Source organism: Streptomyces sp. NPDC020983 (assembly GCF_044333485.1).
GTDB lineage: Bacteria > Actinomycetota > Actinomycetes > Streptomycetales > Streptomycetaceae > Actinacidiphila.
This window is the reverse complement of the sequence record NZ_JBIRRA010000016.1, coordinates 83,920-102,579: the sequence shown is the minus strand read 5'-3', so window position 1 is coordinate 102,579 and position 18,660 is coordinate 83,920. Positions and strand designations below refer to the sequence as shown.

The 18,660-nt window shown below is 73.6% G+C and carries 16 protein-coding genes and 1 tRNA gene; 8 read left to right on the top strand and 9 right to left on the bottom strand.

Going from position 1 to position 18,660, the window contains the following annotated elements; translation table 11 throughout:
- Positions 1-28 precede the first annotated feature (28 nt).
- Positions 29-637 (bottom strand): DUF461 domain-containing protein, encoded by a 609-nt coding sequence (locus tag ACH4SE_RS30555; protein ID WP_398546761.1) that lies wholly within the window; start codon positions 635-637, stop codon positions 29-31.
- Positions 638-1,304: 667 nt separating this feature from the next.
- On the opposite strand from ACH4SE_RS30555, the gene ACH4SE_RS30550 reads away from it, so the two are divergent.
- From ACH4SE_RS30550 to ACH4SE_RS30520, 7 genes are all read left to right on the top strand, one after another.
- Complete coding sequence (locus tag ACH4SE_RS30550) at positions 1,305-1,787, top strand: CarD family transcriptional regulator (RefSeq protein ID WP_031525269.1); 483 nt, start codon at positions 1,305-1,307, stop codon at positions 1,785-1,787.
- 334 nt (positions 1,788-2,121) lie between these two features.
- Entirely contained in the window at positions 2,122-2,850 is a 729-nt protein-coding gene (gene ispD, locus ACH4SE_RS30545; RefSeq protein WP_398546853.1) for a 2-C-methyl-D-erythritol 4-phosphate cytidylyltransferase, read from the top strand.
- The gene (ispF, locus tag ACH4SE_RS30540) at positions 2,840-3,373 is read left to right on the top strand and encodes a 2-C-methyl-D-erythritol 2,4-cyclodiphosphate synthase (protein WP_398546760.1); all 534 of its coding nucleotides are present in this window, start codon (positions 2,840-2,842) and stop codon (positions 3,371-3,373) included. Before ispD ends, ispF begins: the two co-directional genes overlap by 11 nt.
- Before the next feature lie 114 nt (positions 3,374-3,487).
- A complete protein-coding gene (locus ACH4SE_RS30535; RefSeq protein WP_398546759.1) occupies positions 3,488-3,877 on the top strand; it encodes a PPOX class F420-dependent oxidoreductase in 390 nt (129 codons plus the stop codon).
- Positions 3,878-3,937: 60 nt separating this feature from the next.
- Positions 3,938-5,329: a cysteine--tRNA ligase gene (cysS, locus tag ACH4SE_RS30530; RefSeq protein WP_398546758.1), complete on the top strand. Its 1,392-nt coding sequence runs from the start codon at positions 3,938-3,940 to the stop codon at positions 5,327-5,329.
- Between the two features lie 102 nt (positions 5,330-5,431).
- Positions 5,432-6,388, top strand: a complete 957-nt coding sequence (rlmB, locus tag ACH4SE_RS30525; protein WP_398546757.1) for a 23S rRNA (guanosine(2251)-2'-O)-methyltransferase RlmB — start codon at positions 5,432-5,434, stop codon at positions 6,386-6,388.
- Between the two features lie 110 nt (positions 6,389-6,498).
- On the top strand, positions 6,499-8,175 hold the full coding sequence (locus tag ACH4SE_RS30520) for a DoxX family protein (protein WP_398546756.1): 1,677 nt from the start codon (positions 6,499-6,501) through the stop codon (positions 8,173-8,175).
- Positions 8,176-8,246: 71 nt separating this feature from the next.
- Here the strand turns inward: ACH4SE_RS30520 and ACH4SE_RS30515 are convergent, their stop codons facing one another.
- From ACH4SE_RS30515 to ACH4SE_RS30490, 6 genes are all read right to left on the bottom strand, one after another.
- On the bottom strand, positions 8,247-8,993 hold the full coding sequence (locus tag ACH4SE_RS30515) for an NDP-sugar synthase (RefSeq protein ID WP_398546755.1): 747 nt from the start codon (positions 8,991-8,993) through the stop codon (positions 8,247-8,249).
- A 117-nt stretch (positions 8,994-9,110) separates the two neighbouring features.
- A complete protein-coding gene (locus ACH4SE_RS30510) occupies positions 9,111-9,539 on the bottom strand; it encodes a hypothetical protein (protein WP_398546754.1) in 429 nt (142 codons plus the stop codon).
- 286 nt (positions 9,540-9,825) lie between these two features.
- Entirely contained in the window at positions 9,826-10,950 is a 1,125-nt protein-coding gene (locus ACH4SE_RS30505; protein WP_398546753.1) for an ABC transporter ATP-binding protein, read from the bottom strand.
- Positions 10,951-11,172: 222 nt separating this feature from the next.
- Positions 11,173-11,246: transfer RNA gene (locus ACH4SE_RS30500), tRNA-Thr, on the bottom strand.
- Positions 11,247-11,346: 100 nt separating this feature from the next.
- Positions 11,347-12,525, bottom strand: a complete 1,179-nt coding sequence (locus tag ACH4SE_RS30495) for an erythromycin esterase family protein (RefSeq protein ID WP_398546752.1) — start codon at positions 12,523-12,525, stop codon at positions 11,347-11,349.
- Positions 12,522-13,115: an NADPH-dependent FMN reductase gene (locus tag ACH4SE_RS30490; RefSeq protein ID WP_398546751.1), complete on the bottom strand. Its 594-nt coding sequence runs from the start codon at positions 13,113-13,115 to the stop codon at positions 12,522-12,524. The genes ACH4SE_RS30495 and ACH4SE_RS30490 overlap by 4 nt, the downstream gene beginning before the upstream one ends.
- 114 nt (positions 13,116-13,229) lie before the next feature.
- Between ACH4SE_RS30490 and ACH4SE_RS30485 the strand changes: the two genes are divergently transcribed.
- On the top strand, positions 13,230-13,931 hold the full coding sequence (locus ACH4SE_RS30485) for a TetR/AcrR family transcriptional regulator (RefSeq protein ID WP_398546750.1): 702 nt from the start codon (positions 13,230-13,232) through the stop codon (positions 13,929-13,931).
- On the opposite strand, the gene ACH4SE_RS30480 is transcribed toward ACH4SE_RS30485, so the two are convergent.
- Together ACH4SE_RS30480 and ACH4SE_RS30475 are read right to left on the bottom strand one after the other, a co-directional pair.
- Positions 13,932-15,095, bottom strand: coding sequence for a serine hydrolase domain-containing protein (locus ACH4SE_RS30480; protein WP_398546749.1), 1,164 nt, complete (start codon positions 15,093-15,095; stop codon positions 13,932-13,934).
- A gap of 349 nt (positions 15,096-15,444) precedes the next feature.
- Positions 15,445-18,594 carry an FG-GAP-like repeat-containing protein gene (locus ACH4SE_RS30475; protein ID WP_398546748.1) on the bottom strand — a complete coding sequence of 1,050 codons (3,150 nt, stop codon included), beginning with the start codon at positions 18,592-18,594 and terminating at the stop codon, positions 15,445-15,447.
- Between the last annotated feature and the right edge of the window lie 66 nt (positions 18,595-18,660).

Below are 18,660 nucleotides of genomic sequence, written 5' to 3'. Positions count from 1 at the left end.
ACGTGCGGGACGTGCGGTGCGGCCGGGCCTACGAGGCCGCGGTCGCCGTGCCCGTCGGCGTGGCGGTGCCGCCCGGCGCCTGCGGCGTCTCCGTCGAGGTGGCGGTGCCGGTCGGGGTGGGGGCCGCGGTCGTCGGCAGCGAGCCCGGGCCGTACGGCGCGAAGTAGGCCGCGGCGGGCATCACCTGGATCTTCAGGGGGATCTGGCCGGTGCCGCTGAAGGTGAACACCGCGTTCTGGAAGCCGCCGTTCTGCAGCTGCTCCTGGCCGCCGGTGACGACCCCGCTGGGGTTGCCCTGGCCGCCGACCAGCACGGTGTCGTGCGCGGGGACGGTGATGGCGCCGGTGCCGTTCGCACCCGACAGCTGCACGGACGGGCCGCTGCCGATGCTGACGCTGTCCAGCGTCTGGTCGCTGTCGCCGTTGTTGAACAGCCGGGCGGTGATCGAGGCGGGGCCGCTCGGGTCGGTCAGGACGAAGGCGTTCTGCACCTGGATGGCGCCCTTCGACCCGGCCGGGTTGTCCGGCTTGACCTTCAGGGTCTCGGCCTGGTTCCCCGCGGCGCAGGCGGCGAGGGGGCTGACTGAGAGAGCGACGACGGCGGCGGCGAGGGCGCCGCGTCGGAAGCTGCGGACCACGGCGGCGGCATCTCCTTGGACTCGGGCTGACGGCCTGGCCGGCTGTGGCGGGCAGCCGGTTCGGCGGGATCGGGCGATCTTCCAGCGGCCTAAGATTACCGAGCCCCGGTATCGGCCGCGCACCGGGTGTCCCCCTCAGTGACAGTCCCTCACCCGGGCGGTCGTGTCCGCGGGTCGGGGGGCTCCGCGGCGAGGCGGCGGAAGTGCGGCGATGGCCGGATCCGGTCGGTGCCCGGCCGCGGTGGCGGCGACGCGGTACGCGCGCGCAACACGCCTGCAATGTATTCCGGCATTACCACGGTGTGATTACCGGCGGGTCGACGTGACGCGGCGGGTCGGGGTGATTTCCGTGATCGCCGGACAATTTGATCTTCAACCGCGCCGTGCGTGGCGTGAACCCGAACGGAGTAGCGAAGATCCACTCGCCGGTGAGCGACAAATCCGGACGTATCGCCCCGTGTGCGGCGGCCGGTGTCACTCCGGCGGCGGCGATTCCGGGTCCCCGTATACCCGCTCCGACCTGCGAATACCGGGTCCGCGTGGCACCCTCCAGCACGTTCCGGGGGCGCTTGTCAAGCCCCGAGATATGCCCTGACCTGCGAAAACGCCATTCAGATGAGGGCGTTCCCGTGTTACCCTGGATAGCCACGGAAGGGGTACCTGTCACATGACGTTCAAGGTTGGCGACACCGTGGTCTATCCCCATCACGGGGCCGCGCTGATCGAGGCTATCGAAATTCGCCAGATCAAAGGCGTGGACAAGACCTACTTGGTGCTCAAGGTCGCCCAGGGCGACTTGACGGTGCGCGTACCCGCGGACAATGCGGAGTTCGTCGGCGTGCGCGACGTTGTCGGTCAGGACGGGCTGGATCGGGTCTTCGAGGTGCTGCGCGCGCCGTACACCGAGGAGCCCACCAACTGGTCCCGTCGATACAAGGCAAATCTGGAGAAGCTGGCGTCCGGCGACGTCATCAAGGTCGCGGAAGTCGTCCGTGACCTGTGGCGCCGCGAGCGCGAGCGCGGCCTGTCGGCCGGCGAGAAGCGCATGCTCGCCAAGGCGCGGCAGATCCTGGTCAGCGAGCTCGCTCTCGCCGAGAACACCAACGAGGACAAGGCCGAGGCCCTGCTCGACGAAGTCCTCGCGTCGTAAGACCGTCCCTTTCCGGACGTTCTCGTGTCGCGTCCACTCCAGCGCCCACCCACGCTGCCGTGACGTACTGACTTACGCAGACGCACCCCCGGCACCCTCCGGGGACCCTGCCGCGGCACCCGGCCCAGCACCACGGCCGGGTGCTGCGGCATGCTCGGTCCGGCGCACGCGGCGGCTGGACGGGTGACCGCAGCTGCCGCAGCGCGTACGCCGAACCCGGCGCCTGCGGTCCAGCAGGGCTTAAGGTCGTCCCCAGGACTTCACGGAAGGGGTCCTGGCGGGGTGACCGTGCCCTGCAACCACCCGGAACATCACCCGGGCGCACCCCCAAGCGATACCCAACTCATACAAGGACACAAACCTGCGTACCGCAGCCGTCATTCCCGCCGCCGGACGTGGCGTCCGGCTGGGCCCCGGGGCGCCGAAGGCGCTGCGCACTCTCGGCGGGGTCCCCATCCTGGTCCACGCGGTGCGCGCGATGGTGCGCGTCCGCGCGGTCTCCGTGATCGTCGTGGTCGCGCCGCCGGACGGCGCCGCCGAGGTGCGGGCGCTGCTCGACGCGAACGGGCTGCCCGAGTCCACCGACATAAGGGTCGTGCCCGGCGGTGCCGAGCGGCAGGACTCCGTACGCCTCGGCCTCGCCGCGCTGCCCGACGACGTCGACGTGGTGCTCGTGCACGACGCCGCCCGCCCGCTGGTGCCCGTCGAGACGGTCGAGGCCGTCGTCGACGCGGTACGGGGCGGGGCGCCCGCCGTGGTGCCCGGGCTGCCGCTCGCCGACACCGTCAAGAGCGTCGACCCGGACACCGGCGCCGTCACCGGCACGCCCGAGCGGGCGCTGCTGCGGGCCGTCCAGACCCCGCAGGGCTTCGACCGGGAGGTGCTGGCCAAGGCGCACTCCTCGGTCGGCGGCCCCGTCACGGACGACGCGGGCATGGTCGAACGGCTCGGCATCCCCGTCCTCGTCGTGCCCGGGCACGAGGAGGCCTTCAAGGTCACCCGGCCGCTGGACCTCGTCCTGGCCGAGGCCGTACTCGCCCGCAGGAGGGCCAATGGGCACTGAGCCCCCCGCCGGGGAGACGCTGCCGGTGCCGCTGCCCCGGGTCGGCGTCGGAACGGACGTGCACGCCTTCGCCGCGGGCCGCGAACTGTGGTGCGCGGGCCTGCACTGGGAGGGCGCGTCCCACGGGCTCGCCGGGCACTCGGACGGCGACGTGGCCGCGCACGCGGCGTGCGACGCGCTCTTCTCGGCCGCCGGGCTCGGCGACCTCGGGGCGCACTTCGGCACGGACCGGCCCGAGTGGGCCGGGGCGTCCGGGGTGACGCTGCTCGCGGAGGCGGCGCGCATCGTCCGCGCGGCCGGCTTCACGATCGGGAACGTCGCGATCCAGGTCATCGGCGTCCGCCCGAAGATCGGGACACGGCGCGCCGAGGCGGAGGCGGCTCTCGCCGCGGCGGTGGGGGCGCCGGTCTCGGTGTCCGGCACCACGACGGACGGGCTCGGCCTCACCGGCCGCGGCGAGGGGCTCGCCGCCCTGGCCACCGCGATGGTGCTGCCGCCGACCGCGGCCGCGCCTGCGTCCTGAGCGTCCGCCCCGGGCAGCCCCCGGGGCGGGGCACTTCCACCGCGCGCGGATGAATCCGCGTCCTCCCGGCGTTGACGGACCCAAGCAGCCGGCCCCCAGGAAGGCACCGTAGCCATGGCCCACCTCTCGGACACCGCTCGTGCGCTCTTCGACGACAAGACCTACGCGACCGTCGCCACCGTCGAGCCGGACGGGACGCCGCAGCTGTCCGTCATCTGGGTGACGCGGGACGGGGACGACGTCCTGTTCTCCACCACCCGGGACCGCCGCAAGGCGCGCAACCTGGCGCGGAACCCGCGGGTCACCGTGCTGGCGACGCCGAGCGGGAACCCGTTCACCTACGTCGAGATCCGCGGCACCGCGACCCTCACCGAGGACGAGGACCGCAGCTTCGTCGACTCCGTCAGCCGCAAGTACACCGGCGCGCCGTACAGCAACGACGGACCGGGCACCGTGCGCCTGATCGTGCGGGTCACGCCGGAGCACGTCGTCGAGCGTCTCTGACGTCCACGGGCCTTCCGCCCGGCGGTCCGCGAAGGCCGCCGGGCCCACTACCCTTGAGGGGTGACTATTCGCCTGTACGACACAAACGCGCGCCAGGTACGTGACTTCGTCCCGCTCATGCCGGGCTGCGTCTCTCTCTACCTGTGTGGCGCCACCGTGCAGGCGGCCCCGCACATCGGCCACATCAGGTCGGGGCTCAACTTCGACATCCTGCAGCGGTGGTTCCGCTACCGCGGCTACGGCGTGACCTTCGTCCGGAACGTCACCGACATCGACGACAAGATCATCCGCAAGTCCGCCGAGCAGGACCGCCCCTGGTGGGCCATCGGGTACGAGAACGAGCGCGCCTTCACCAGCGGCTACGACGTGCTGGGCTGCATGCCGCCCACCTACGAGCCGCGGGCGACCGGACACGTGCCCGAGATGATCGAGATGATGCGCGGCCTCATCGAGAGCGGCCACGCCTACGTCTCCGACGGCAACGTGTACTTCGACGTGCGCTCCTTCCCCGGCTACCTGGAGCTGTCCAACCAGGAGCTGGACAACCTCCGGCAGCCGGAGGGCGAGGGCGAGACCGGCAAGCGCGACCAGCGGGACTTCGCGATGTGGAAGGCCGCCAAGCCCGGCGAGCCGTCCTGGGAGACCCCGTGGGGCCGCGGACGGCCGGGCTGGCACCTGGAGTGCTCCGCCATGGCGCACAAGTACCTCGGCGAGGTCTTCGACATCCACGGCGGCGGCATCGACCTGATCTTCCCGCACCACGAGAACGAGATCGCCCAGGCCAAGGCCTACGGCGACGAGTTCGCGCGCTACTGGGTGCACAACGCGTGGGTCACCATGAGCGGCGAGAAGATGAGCAAGTCGCTCGGCAACTCCGTGCTGGTCTCGGAGATGGTGCAGCGCTGGCGGCCGATCGTGCTGCGCTACTACCTGGGCACCCCGCACTACCGGTCGATGATCGAGTACAGCGAGGAGGCCCTGCGCGAGGCCGAGGCCGCGTTCGCGCGGATCGAGGGCTTCGTGCAGCGGGTGGTGGAGAAGGCCGGGCCGGTCGAGCCGGCCGGCGAGGTGCCGCCCGCCTTCGCCGAGGCGATGGACGACGACCTCGGGGTGCCGCAGGCGCTCGCCGTGGTGCACACCACCGTCCGGCAGGGCAACAGCGCGCTGACCGCCGACGACAAGGAGACGGCGGTCGCGCGCCTGGCCGAGGTCCGTGCGATGCTCGGAGTGCTGGGCCTGGATCCGCTGGACCCGCACTGGACGGGCGCCGACCGCGGGGACGACCTGCACGGCGTCGTCGACTCGCTGGTCCGGCTGGTGCTGGAGCAGCGGCAGCAGGCGCGGTCCCGCAAGGACTACGCGACGGCCGACGCGATCCGCGACCAGCTGGTGCAGTCCGGTCTGGAGATCGAGGACACCCCGACCGGCTCGCGCTGGACGCTGCGCGGCTGACGACAGGCGCTGGGGGGTGCGGGCGCCCGGCCCCCGCACCCCCCGCCGCTTTCCGGGCCCGTGCCCAACGACGTGACGTAGACGGAAGAAGTGAGAGTCCCCATGGCCGGCAACAGCCAGCGCAGGAACCGCCGAACGAGCAGCAAGAAGGGCGCGACGGTCGGCAGCGGCGGGCAGCGCCGCAAGGGCCTGGAGGGCAGGGGCCCGACCCCGCCCGCCGAGATGCGCCCGGGCCACAAGAAGAACCGGATCGCGGCCGTCCAGGCCCGCAAGAGCACGGGCCGGCAGCAGCGTCCGGCGGGCCGCGGCGGCCGGTCGGCGTCCGAGATGGTCGTGGGCCGCAACCCGGTCGTCGAGGCGCTGCGCGCCGACATCCCGGCCACGGCTGTCTACGTCCAGCAGTTCATCGACAACGACGACCGGGTGCGCGAGGCGCTGCGGCTGGCCACCGACCGCGGGGTGCCGCTCATGGAGGCGCCCAAGCCGGAGCTGGACCGCATGACGTCCGGGCTGAACCACCAGGGCATCGCCCTGCAGATCCCGCCGTACGAGTACGCGCACCCCGAGGACCTGCTCGGCGAGGCCGCCGACCGGGGCGAGGACGCGCTGATCGTCGCCCTGGACGGGGTGACCGACCCGCGCAACCTCGGCGCGGTCGTCCGCTCGGTCGCCGCCTTCGGCGGGCACGGCGTCGTGGTGCCCGAGCGGCGGGCCGCCGGGATGACGGCGGGTGCGTGGAAGACTTCGGCCGGCACCGCCGCCCGCGTCCCCGTCGCGCGCGCGACCAACCTGACCCGCGCCCTGGAGGCGTACCAGAAGGCGGGTCTGACCGTCGTCGGCCTCGCGGCGGACGGTGATGTCGAGCTGTACGACCTGGACGTGCTGGACGGGCCGGTCGTGATCGTCGCGGGCAGCGAGGGCAAGGGCCTGTCGCGGCTGGTCGGCGAGACGTGCGACCTGCTGGTGCGCATCCCGATGCCGGGCGGCGCGGCCGAGTCGCTGAACGCCGGCGTGGCCGCGGGCGTGGTGCTCTACGAGGCGGCCCGGCGCCGCTCGTGACCCCGGCCGGGCGGGTGCGGGAGGGCATCATACGGGTCCGGTCCGATTGACGCGTCTCGGACATCGAGGGCGGTGTCCGGCAGTGTCCTAAAGGACCGTCACTCGGTTAGATGAGTGTGGACACCAGAACACCCCGCCCCTCCCCGGGGGGAGGGACGCCCGGATTCGACGAGCCCGTCCTGACCATGGCCCGCGTGCCGAGCGACCCCGCCCAGGTCATCGTCACGCACGCGAGCTTCCGCGTGCAGCTGGGAAGGACCTCCGCACGCGCCCTCGCACGCGGCCAGCGCGGCCAGGCCGTGCCGCGCGCCGCGCAGCAGCACACCGCACCGACGGGCCGCCGCCGGCTCGCGCCGATGGTGTGGTCCGGCCGCACCGAGCCCGGCGACGCACCGGCCGGTGAGCTGTTCCAGGCGGTGCACGGCACCGGGTCCCCCGACCCGGACGGCGCGGCGGGCGCGACCACGCAGGTGCTGCCGCGGATCGGCGGGGCGACGGTCCTGCCGCCCACGACCCCCACCGTCGTCGGCCCCCGCAACGGCGAGGCCCCGACCACGGGCCTGCTCGGCGGCGTACGCCCCGCCCGCGGCGCCTTCGACGAGGAGCCGCCGGCCGCCGGCTACGACGCCGGGTACGACCTGTACGGGGACGAGGACGACGAGGACGAGCTGCACGCGGCCGCGCCCCGGCGGGAGCGGCCCGTGCCCAAGGGCGGCGACTTCGTCAAGCACGCCTGGTACCCGGGCCGCCGGATGAACCTCGGCATCGTCCTGCTGCCGCTGCGCATCTTCCTCGGCTTCGTGTCGATCTACGCGGGCATGGGCAAGCTCTGCGACCGCGTCTACTTCGACGGCGGCAGGCGCGGCTCCATGGTCACCTGGCTCAACTCGCTGCACCCGTGGGCCGCCGCAGAACCGCTGCGCGACGCCGCCCTCAACCACCCCGTGGGCGCGGGCCTGTCCATCGCCTTCCTCCAGGTCGTGGTGGGCGTGCTGACGGTCTTCGGCCTGTGGCAGCGGGTCGCCGCGGTCTTCGGCGCGGCACTGTCCGTCGCGCTGCTGGTCACCGTGAGCTGGCGCACCGTCCCCGTCTACGACGCCCCCGACTTCATCTACCTCGCCGCGTGGAGCCCGCTCGTCATCGCCGGCGCCCCCGTCTACTCCGTCGACGGCAAGCTCGCCTCCGACGCCTGGCGCCGGCTCGGCCCGCGCGTCGGCCTGTGGGGGCTGCGCCGCTACGTGCTGCGCCGCGGAGTGGTGCTGGGCACGCTCATCGTCGGGTGCTCGCTGCTGATCGGCTCCGTGCTGGGTGCCGCGGTCCGGGCCAGCACCACGCCGGGCACGCACCAGGTCGGGCCCGCCGGGCCGCCGGTCAACGAGCTGCCGGGCCAGCCGCTGCCCGAGGTCTCGGGGGACGACGACGGGAACGGGCCCGGGAGCCCCGCGGCGCCCACGCTCCCGGCCGAGGAGCGGAAGAAGCCGCAGCCGGAGACCTCCACGCAGCCGCCGGGCAGCGGCACGGAGGACGGCGCCGCCCCGCACACGCCGGGGAGCGGCTCGCACACCCCGGGCGGCGCGGGGTCGACGGGCGGTACGCCGGGCGGGTCGGGCGGCGGTTCGTCCGGCGGCTCGGGCGGGACGTCGCAGCCCCCCGCGGCGCCGCCGACGCACGCGGACCCGCCCCCGCCGCCGCCCGCGCCGAAGCCCACCCAGGGCGGCGCGATCGGCGGGCTGCTGGGCGCGGGGCTGCTGGGCGCCCCCGAGCCCTCCGCGGTGCCGACGGCCTGAGGGCCCGCCCCTGACGCACGATTCCCCGCGGCTCCGGGTGAGCCGCGGGGAATCGTGCGTCGGGGGCTTGTTCAGATCACGGGCGCGGTGCTCAGCTCGCGGGCGGCCTCGCGGAGGTCCTTGGCGGTGTCGATCGCCCGCCAGTAGGCGCCCTGCGGGATCGGGTAGCCGGCGAGGCGGCGCTCGCGGGCCAGCCGCGGGAAGGTCGTGCGCTCGTGGTCGCCCAGGTCCGGCAGCAGCGCGGTGAAGGACGGCGCGAAGACGTACACGCCCGCGTTGATCAGGAAGGGCGAGGGCGGCGCCTCGATGAAGTCCAGCACCTGCCCGAACTCGTTGGTCTCCACGGCGCCCCACGGGATGCGCGGCCGGGCGAGCGCCAGGGTCGCGACCGCGTCCCGCTCCTCGTGGAAGGCGGCCATGCCGCGCAGCGAGAAGCGGGTCCAGATGTCGCCGTTGGTCGCGTACCACGGCTCGTCGGCGCGCGGCAGCGAGGCGGCCGCGTACTTCAGGCCGCCGCCGCGGCCCAGCGGCTCGCCCTCGACGACCGTCGTGACCTTCAGCGGCAGCGGCGCCTTCTCCAGCCACTCCTGGAGCACCTCCGCGAGGTGCCCGCACGACACGACGACGTCCGTGACGCCCTCCGCGGCCAGCCAGGCGAGCTGGTGGCCGATGATCGGCGTGCCCGTGCCGGGGATCTCGACCATGGGCTTGGGCCGGTCGTCGGTGTAGGGCCGCAGCCGTGAGCCCTGGCCGCCGGCCAGGATGACGGCCTGGGTGACCGGGACGGTCGTGTCGTGCGCGGTGGTGTCGTGCGTCATGCAGCGCACCCTATGCGACGGACCGTGAGCGCGTACGCCCGGCGACCCCCGCGGGGGTCGCCGGGCGTACGCGCTCACGGCGGCGCTCGGACCGGTCGGGTGGGAGGGGCCGGGCCGTCAGCCCATGGCGGCGACGCCGGTCGCGAAGGACGTGTCGCACACCGGCCGCGACCACGCCTGCGCGCGCCGCACCGAGCCGTCGTACTTGGCGACGGCGGCACGGCCCAGCGAACGGGCGATGGAGACGCAGTATTTGGCGAGGGACGGATGCCGGGCCATGGCGACCTGGAGGTCGGTCAGGGCGGCACCGGGGTCCCGCTGCTGGAGTTCGTCCAGCAGGCGGGCACGCAGCGCCTCCTGCGGCGCCCTCGCCGCCTGGTCCGCCGTCACCCGGGCCGGTGACTTGGCGGAGGCGGTGAGCACCTGTGCGTCGGAGGAGGAGACGGCCCACGGGACGCGGGTGACGGCGAGCGTTCCCGACAGCACGAGAACGACCGGGAGGACGAGCGCGAATGTCTTGCCGAGACGGCGAGCTACCTGGTTCACGGTTCGGATCGTAGCGACTGGTGATGAATCGGCGACATTCAGTCACTCTTGCGGGGGAGTGAAATCGCCGCGCGGTGCGTTCGAGCGTTGACGAACGGGCCCGAACTGCCGCTTGTGCGGCTGTATATCCGCCGGGTGCCGGGTGCCGGGTGCCGGGTGCGGGGTGCCGGGCCCGGGGCCCGGGTGCCCGTACGCGAACGGCCGGGCGGTGCGTACGGATACGCACCGCCCGGCCGTCACGGGCGCGCAACTCCCCCCGGGAGGGGTCGTTGTGTGATCAGGTCGTTCAGTCGCTCAGGCGCTCGCCGGAGGAGGTCGCGAAGACGTGGGTCTCGTTCGGGCGCGGCACGACGTGCAGCACGGAGCCCTTCTCCGGGATCTCGCGGCCGCCGACGCGGATGACGACGTCCTTGTCCTCGTCGCCGACCTTCGCCGAACCGTAGACGTAGCCGTCGGCGCCGAGCTCCTCGACGACGTTGACGGTCACGGCGAGGCCCGCCGGGGCGTCCTTGGACAGCGACTTGGCCTCGCTGTCGCCGCTGACGATGTCGAAGTGCTCGGGACGGACGCCCACGGTGACCGTGCGGTCGCCCTTGTCCGCCGCCGCCTGCACCGCGTCGCGCTCGACGTTGACCAGCGCGTTGCCGAAGCGCACGCCGCCGTCGACGATCGGGACCTCGATGAGGTTCATCGCCGGGGAGCCGATGAAGCCCGCGACGAAGAGGTTGGCCGGCTTGTCGTACATGTGGCGCGGGGTGTCGACCTGCTGGAGCAGACCGTCCTTGAGGACGGCGACGCGGTCGCCCATCGTCATGGCCTCGGTCTGGTCGTGGGTGACGTAGACCGTGGTGACGCCGAGACGGCGCTGCAGGCTCGCGATCTGCGTACGGGTCTGGACACGGAGCTTGGCGTCGAGGTTCGACAGCGGCTCGTCCATGAGGAAGACCTGCGGCTCACGCACGATGGCGCGGCCCATCGCGACACGCTGCCGCTGACCACCGGAGAGCGCCTTCGGCTTGCGCGACAGGTACTCGGTGAGGTCCAGGATCTTGGCGGCTTCCTCGACCCGCTTGCGGATCTCGGCCTTGTTGACGCCGGCGATCTTGAGCGCGAAGCCCATGTTGTCGGCGACGGTCATGTGCGGGTACAGCGCGTAGTTCTGGAACACCATCGCGATGTCGCGGTCCTTGGGCGGCAGGTGCGTGACATCCCGCTCGCCGATCCGGATCGCGCCGGCGTTCACGTCCTCCAGCCCCGCGAGCATGCGGAGCGAGGTCGACTTGCCGCAGCCGGACGGGCCGACGAGAACCAGGAACTCGCCGTCCCCGACCTCGATGTCCAGGCCGTCGACGGCGGGCTTGTCGCCACCCGGGTAGATCCGGGTGGCCTTGTCGAACGTCACAGTAGCCATGGTGGTACGCAATCCCTTCACCGGCAGGAACGTGCCGGACGATCCGAGTAAAGGAAGCAGGTCTCTCGGTGCCGCTTCAGTGGTCGAGCCCGCGACGACGCGGACTCTCCGGTGACGCTACCTGCATGTTCCACCTTTTGTCACCAGGTCCCGGACGCCTTTTTCGTCACCCCCGGACGGAAAAAGGAGGTCCCGCCCCCATGGGGTGGAACCTCCGGTACGAGCCCCCGGTCGGATTCGAACCGACGACCCCCTGTTTACAAGACAGGTGCTCTGGCCGACTGAGCTACAAGGGCGGGCGGGCCTGACGGCGCACACCCGTACTCTAGCGCGTCGGCCCCGGCGCGGCCCCGGGATAACGCCCCGGTCGGGTGCGGCCGGGGAGGGCAGGCACGGTCAGGGCAGGGGCCGCACCGCCGAGACGCGGTGCAGGTGGACCAGGACGTCGAAGGCGCCGGGCAGCGACGCGACCGCGAGGTGCTCGGCCGCGTCGCGGGCCGGGGTGTAGACGCCGCTGATGACGCGGGCCGTCGCCGGGCCGGACCACGCCCGCGCCGCCCGCGGCTCGCGTAGGTCGAGCCAGTGCGCCGGGCTGCCCTGGGCGGCCGCGGACAACCGGGCGTCGAGCCGGTCCGGCGCGGGGGCGGGAACCTCGGCGGCACCGAGGTCGCCGTGGTGGAAACCGATCGCCACCGACACGTAGCGGGCGCCGTACCGCTCGCGCAGGAGGCTGCCGACGGTGGGCTGCGGCCCCTGCTCGGGGACCGCCCCGAGGGCCGCGGGGGCCGCGCAGGTGTGGGCGATGCCGTCCCAGTAGACGACGCGGCGGCCCGTGCGCCGCTGCCGGTCGGCGATCGCCCCGGACCAGGCCACGGCGTCGCCGGCGTAGTTGGCCCGTCCGGCGACGCTGCGCTCGTGGAAGTCGGCGATCAGCCGCATCCGGTCGGCGGCCGCCTTCCCGGGCGCGTCCCCGGGCAGTTCCGCGACGAGTGCGAGGGCGGCGCGGGCGTGCTCGGCGAAGGGCCGGCCGGGGTGCAGGCCGCGGGCGCGCTGCACGTGCTCGTCGAGGACGTGGGCGGTGCGGATCGGCTCCAGATGGGCGGCCAGTTCGGCCAGTCGCCCGGGCGCGGTGCGGCGGACGTGGTCGAGTACGGCGTCGTAGTCGGCGGGGCGCGCGTGGGTGGGCTTGACGCCGAAGATGCGGACGGGGTCGCCGGGGTGGGCCTGGTTGAAGCCGCGGATCCACTCCAGGGCGGCCGACGTCTCGGCGGTGCGCCAGGGACGCCAGGCCCCGTCCAGCGCGTCCGCGGCGGTGCCCGGGCCGCCGTTCGCGTACGCGTCGAGCCGCGCACCGGCGGCCGCGTCATCCTGGACGGCCAGCTCACGGTAGCCGTGCTCGCCGACCAGTCGACGGGAGATCAGGTCGCGGACGGTGAAGGTCTCGTGGGCGAAGCGGGTGGACTCGCCGAGTCCGGCGACCAGGGGCGCGCCGGAGGCGACGGCGGCGGCCAGCGCGTCCAGTTCGGCGGGGGAGAGGGCGGTGAAGGTGCCGCGGGCGGCGTCGGCGGCAGTCACGCGGGGACCCCCTCGCGGACCGGCTCCAGTGCGCGGGACCAGCTCAGGACGTCGTCCAGCAGGGCGCCGAGCGGGCCGTGCGTGTGCGGGTCGGGCGCGACCGCGGTCGTGGCGGGGCCTTCGGCGGCGGGGGCGGTGAAGTCGTCGCGCAGGGACAGCGCGACCTGGGAGCGGACGGTGGCGACCCGCAGCTCGGACAGGATCAGCCGCAGGTGCTCGGCTGCCCGCGTACCGCCGTGCACGCCGTAGCTGACCACCCCGGCGGCCTTGTCGTTCCACTCGGCGTAGAGGAAGTCCAGGGCGTTCTTCAGCGCGCCGGGGACGGAGTGGTTGTACTCGGGGGTGACGAACACGAAGCTGTCGAGGCGGGCGATCGCGTCGGCCCAGCGGCGGGTGTGGGGGTGGGCGTACCGGCCGGCCATGGCGGGCAGCTCCTCGTCGAGCAGCGGCAGGCCGAAGTCGGCCAGGTCGACGATCTCGAAGTCGGCGTCCGGGTGCCGGCGGGCGGCCGCGGCGGCGATCCAGGCGGCGACGGCGTGGCCGCGGCGGCCGGGGCGGGTGGTGCCGACGACGATGCCGATCCTGGTCATGGCGGGCTCCTCAGCAGAAGGGGTTGCACCGATCGGTGTAGACGGTACATCTGTCGGTGCATCTATTGCAACGATCGGTGTAATCGGTGCGGTGGGTGGAGTAGCCTCGGCGGCGTGACGGAGAAGAAGAGTTCGTGTGCCGCCCCGAACGGCGTGCCGGCCGGTGCGGCCGCGCGGGGCGGAGCGGCCGCCAGGCGGAAGCCGGCGGGGCAGCCCGACAAGCGGCGGGCGATCCTGGCGGGGGCGCTGAAGCTGTTCGCCCGCGACGGCTACACCCGGGCGAGCCTGGACGCGATCGCCGCGGAGGCGGGCGTGTCCAACCGCACCATCTACAACCACTTCACCGACAAGGCCGAGCTCTTCCAGGTGGTCATCCAGGAGAGCACCCGGCGCGCCGCGGACACGATGATCGACTTCATCGACCGCCACCTGGGCAAGGTCGTCGACCTCGAACAGGACCTGGTCGACTTCGGCCTGGCCTGGCTCGGCGTGCTCTCCTCCGACCTCGCCCCGCACTTCGCCCTGGTCCGCCAGGTCGGAGCCGAGGCCGAGCACATCCCGCCCGCCGCGCTGGAGCTGTGGCGTGAGACCGGCCCCGTCCGCACCCGCCGCGCGCTCGCCGACAAGCTGAGCGCCCTCGCCGCCCGGGGCGACCTGGTGGTCGGCGACCCCCTGCGCGCGGCCGGCCACCTCATGCTGCTCGCCTCCGCCGACAACTTCACCGACCGCGCGGACCTCGCCGACCCCGCCGCGTGCCGCGCGATGGTCACCGCCGGGGTGCGGGCCTTCCTGCACGGCTACGCGCCGCGGGCCTGATCAGGCGCCAGGGCCCGCGCAGAGCGCCGTCTCGACGGCGGCGCGCATGTCGGTGTCCTGGGCGTCGGTGCCGCCCGGGTCGACGTTCACCATGACGGTGGCCTGCCGGCCGTCGGCGGTGGCGCCGCCCGCGGTCTCGTAGCCGAAGATGTCGCCGCCGTGGCCCCAGTAGGTGCCGCCGCAGGGCAGTTCCCGGCGCTCCAGGCCGAGGCCGTACTCCCGGCCGGTGTCGCCGGTGGCGCGGACCGACGTCATCTCCGCCAGCTCGGCGGGGCGCAGCAGGCGACCGCCCAGGAGCGCGGCGAGGAAGCGGTCGAGGTCGCCCGCGCTGGAGATCATCTCGCCGGACGCGCCCGCGACGGAGGGGTTGATCGCGGTGGTGTCCACGAGCGGCGCGTCCGCGCCCGGCCGTACGTAGCCGCGCGGGTGCGGGCCGGGGATCACCGGGGAGTCGCCCGGTACCGAGGTCGTGGTCAGCCCGAGCGGGGTGATGATGCGGCGCCGGATCTCCTCGCCGTAGGGGTGGCCGGTCACCTTCTCGATGATCATCCCGGCCAGCAGGTAGTTGGTGTTGGAGTAGTCCCAGCCGTCGCCGGGGGCCGGGAGGGTCGGGGGGCCGGCGAGGGCCAGCTCCACCAGGTCGCGGGTGTCGTGGTGGGCGAGCGGGTCGCCGAGAACCTCCCGCGGGTCGAGGGAGTCGAGGTAGTCGGGCAGGCCGCTGGTGTGCTGGAGCAGCTGCCGTACGGTGACGGCCCGTCCGTCGCCGCCGGGGCCGCGGACGACACCGGGCAGGTAGCGCTCCACCGGCGCGTCCAGGACGACGCGGTGCTCGCCCACGAGCTGCAGGACGACCGTCGCCACGAAGGGCTTGGTCATGCTGCCGATCCGGAACCGGCTGTCACCGCGCATCGGGGCCCCGCTCCGCACGTCCGCGACACCGCTGGTCAGCACCGATCTGCCGTGCCGGTCCCGCACCTCGACGAGCGCGCCGGGGCCGCCGTCGACGGTGGTCAGCCGCTGGAGGACGGTCCGCAGCCCGGTGTCCGCGGCGGCACGGCCGGACGGCGCGGCGGCGGCCGCGCTCGCCGGGAGTGTGGCCGCCACGATGCCCGCCGCCACGGCCAGTGCGAGTGCCCCGCCCAGCGTGCGCTTGTGCCTGATCACGTTCTTCTCCCCGTGTCCGTTCATCGTCGGCCCGGCCGCCGCTGCGTGCGGCCGCCGGTCGCGGAGGGGCCGGATGCGCCCTTTCCGTGCAGCTCACGATGCCGCAGCGGCGGGGGCCGGGGCGCTGGGGCGGCCAACCGGAAAGCAGGTGGGGGTAACCCCCGCCGGTCACGGACGCCTGCCGGAGCAACTCCCTCTCGCGCGTGAGCGGTTGTGGACCGTGGCGCGCGTGCGTGGGCCGGGGCGGGGACGGCTCCCCCTGCGTCCTGAGCTGGGCGCGCAGGGCAGGGGCCGGGAACGAGCGGGGCCCCGGACCGCACGGTCCGGGGCCCCGCGTGCCGGGGACGGCTCAGTACAGGCGCAGGGAGGACCAGCCGGTGCCGATCTGGACGCGGGGGCGGAAGGTGCCGTCGCCGCGGCCGTCGTAGCGCCACAGCACGCCGCTGGCGTCGCGGGCGACGAGGTCGTTGCGGCCGTCGCGGTTGAGGTCGCCGATGCCGATGAGGGCGTTGTAGGCCTGCCAGCCGGTGCCGGTCTGCGTGCGGGGCAGGAAGCCGCCGTGGGTGTTGCCGAAGTAGCGCCACATCGCGCCGGAGGCGTCCACGGCGACGATGTCGCCGCGGCCGTCGGCGTTGAGGTCGCCCACGGCGACGATCCGGCTGTAGTTCTGCCAGCCGGTGCCGATCTGCACGCGGGGGGCGAATGTGGCGTAGCCGCTTCCGGCGTAGAACCACAGCACGCCGGAGGCGTCGCGGGCGACCAGGTCGTCGTGGCCGTCCATGTTCAGGTCGCCCACGGACAGCATGAGGTTGTAGGCGTTCCAGCCGGAGCCGATCTGGAAGCGCTGGGCCTGGGTGTAGCCGCCGAGGTACGAAGTCCCGTCACCGGAGTAGGAGTGCAGGTGTCCGGAACCGTCGCGTACCAGCAGGTCGTTGTAGCCGTCTCCGTTGAAGTCGCCGAAGGGCACGAGGGCGTTGGTCTCTGTCGGGCCGCTGCCGGGGTACCAGTCCGAGGAGCCGCCGGAGTCCGTGAGACGGCCGTCGCCCGTGGCGCGGTACCAGTGGCCGGAGTACCGGTAGGTGCCGTTCGGCCGCAGCGTGTACAACGCCTGCGCGTTGTCGCAGTCGTAGGCGCGGTAGACCGAGGCCCCGCACCTCACCCGCACGGTGCCGGACAGGACGCCCGCCGTGGACGTACCGTCCTGGGCGGTCACGTCAAGTCGCCAGGTGTAGCTGCCACTCGGGGCCATGCGGCCGTCGGGCAGCTTCCCGTCCCAGGTGAACCTCAGCAGTTGGCGCAGAGGCCCGCCGGTGACGAGGGCCCCGGTCGCGCCGGTCCTCGCGTCCGTGACGGTCACCTGCCAGGACGTCACCGGCCGGTCGAGCAGGATGCTCTGGCCCCAGGGAGTCGCGTTCCGCGGGTACACGGCGTCGCTGTACGGCGTGGCGGTGGCGGTGGCGGTGGAGGTGGCGGTGGGTGCGGAGGCGGGGACGCCGGTGGCGAGGACGTGGACGTTGCGGTCGGCGGTGACGTAGGCGACGGCGTCGCTGTAGCGGTCGACGGCGAAGGTGATGCCGCGGTCGTCGGCGAGCGGGGAGTCGGGGACGTCGGCCAGGGCCAGGGGGGCCGCGGCGGTGCCGGTGTGGAAGTCCGTCATCGTCAGCTGGTGCGTGGCGGCGTCGTGCGTCACGAGGTAGCCGTCGCCGAGCAGGGCCTGCCCGGCGGGGACGGGGATACGGGCGCCGCTGTCCAGGTCGTACACGCCCGCGGCACCGGTGGCGCCGCACGACCAGTACAGCCAGTGCTGGGCGACCTGGATCTCGGTCGCACGGCAGTCCGCTCCCGTGGCGACGGTACGGACGACCGCGGGGGTGGCGGCGCCGAGGTCCGTGGCGGTGACGGTGCCGACCGCCTTGTCCACCGGCGCTTGCCAGAGCGTGTTGTTCCACAGCGCCGCGCCGGTGACCGGCCCGCTCAGGACGGTGGCGCCGTCGGAGGACCTGACGGCGTACAGGGTGTCCGGACCGGCGACCAGTTGGTAGCGGAAGGACGCGTCGATGAGCCGGCCGCCCGTGAAGGGCATCGTGGTGGCCTGGCTGCCCGCACGGAGAATCGTCTGCCCGTCGGCGCGGGTGTCGAGGTAGGACGGGCCGTACGTGTTGCCGTCGATCGTGCGCGCGCAGGTCTGCCCGGCCTCGCACAGCTGCGCGGTGGCGGGCAGGTTGGTGGCGGCACCGGGATAGGGGTCGGAGCCCGCGGCGACTGCGGTGGGGCGCACCGTCATCTGCGATCCCGCTCCGAGCGGCGGGAGGCTCTCGACGTGCCGCAGGACGCCGTGGGCCATGGACAGCCCGGCGTTGGCGGACGGCAGGGGCGGCAGGGTCAGGACGGTGGTGGAGTTCAGAGCCCCCTCAGCTGTGAGCCGGTAGCGGGTGACCACCGAGACGGTGGGGCTCTTGCTGCCGACCGCCAGCACGGAGCCGTCCGAAGCCGCGAGCGGGTTTCCGAAGGCCGTGCCCAGCGCGACGGCAACGGTGCCGTCCGAGAAGCGATAGTCCACCAGGGAGCCCGCTTTGCCGGTCAGCTCGTCGTCCGCCAGCAGAGGCCCGGTCAGCAGGCGATCACCGAGCGGAACGAGGGTCTGCGGCGTGCTGCCGGTCCTGAGCGTGACCGTCGCGGGTGTTCCGGACGCCGAGCCGTCCAGGAGGGCGCTCACCGGCAGCATCGAGGCCACCGTGCCGCTCGACCACTCCAGGTCCGTCGGCGTCAGGACCGGTTTCATGGGAACGGTCGTGACGGGGGCGGTGGTGGCCGCGCCTGTGTCGAGGTCCACCAGCGCGTAGTGGGATGCGCCTCCCGGCCCGCCGTCCTGGTAGCGCACCGCACCCCGGTGCGCGTGGTCCGTCGTGGCGCTGAGCAGGGGGTTCGACAGGTACGCGCCGTCCGGCAGGCCGGTGACCGGAACGACGGTGGTGCCGCCGTCCGCCGCCAGGTCCAGGATCTCGACGTCCGACCGCGCGGGAACGGTCGTGTTCACGTAGCTGCCGAGCAGCGCGCGGGTGCCGTCCCCGGCGACGCTCACGACCGTGAAGCCGGCGGGGAGCGGGTAGGCGGTGAGGCTGTCGCGGTCGGGCGTGCCGACCTTGAGTACGCCGGGGGTGTCCGTCACGGCGAAGGCGTCGCCGCCGGCCGGGACGACGTTCGCCAATGGGATCCCGTCGAGGACGGGGACCCGGTGGCTGTTCCCGGTGGCGTCGTCGGTCCACTGGTAGCCGTCCACCCCCTGCCGCCGGTGCAGGAAGCCCGTCGTACCTGCGGCCACGAGACGGTCGGCCGTCAGGACGCGGTCGACCGGCGGGACGACGGTGATCTCGGTCGGTGCCGCCGGTGTGCTGTCCGTCGCGGACGCGGGGGCGGAGGTCACGGCGGAGGCGCCGAGAACCAGGGTGATGCATGCGGCCAGAGCCGTTCCGGACGCGGAACGGTGGTGCGGTGTCACGTGTGCGGGTCTCCCCCCGGAGAAAGGTGAACGGAGCGTAGCACCAGGTCAGCTGGGGGACGGCGG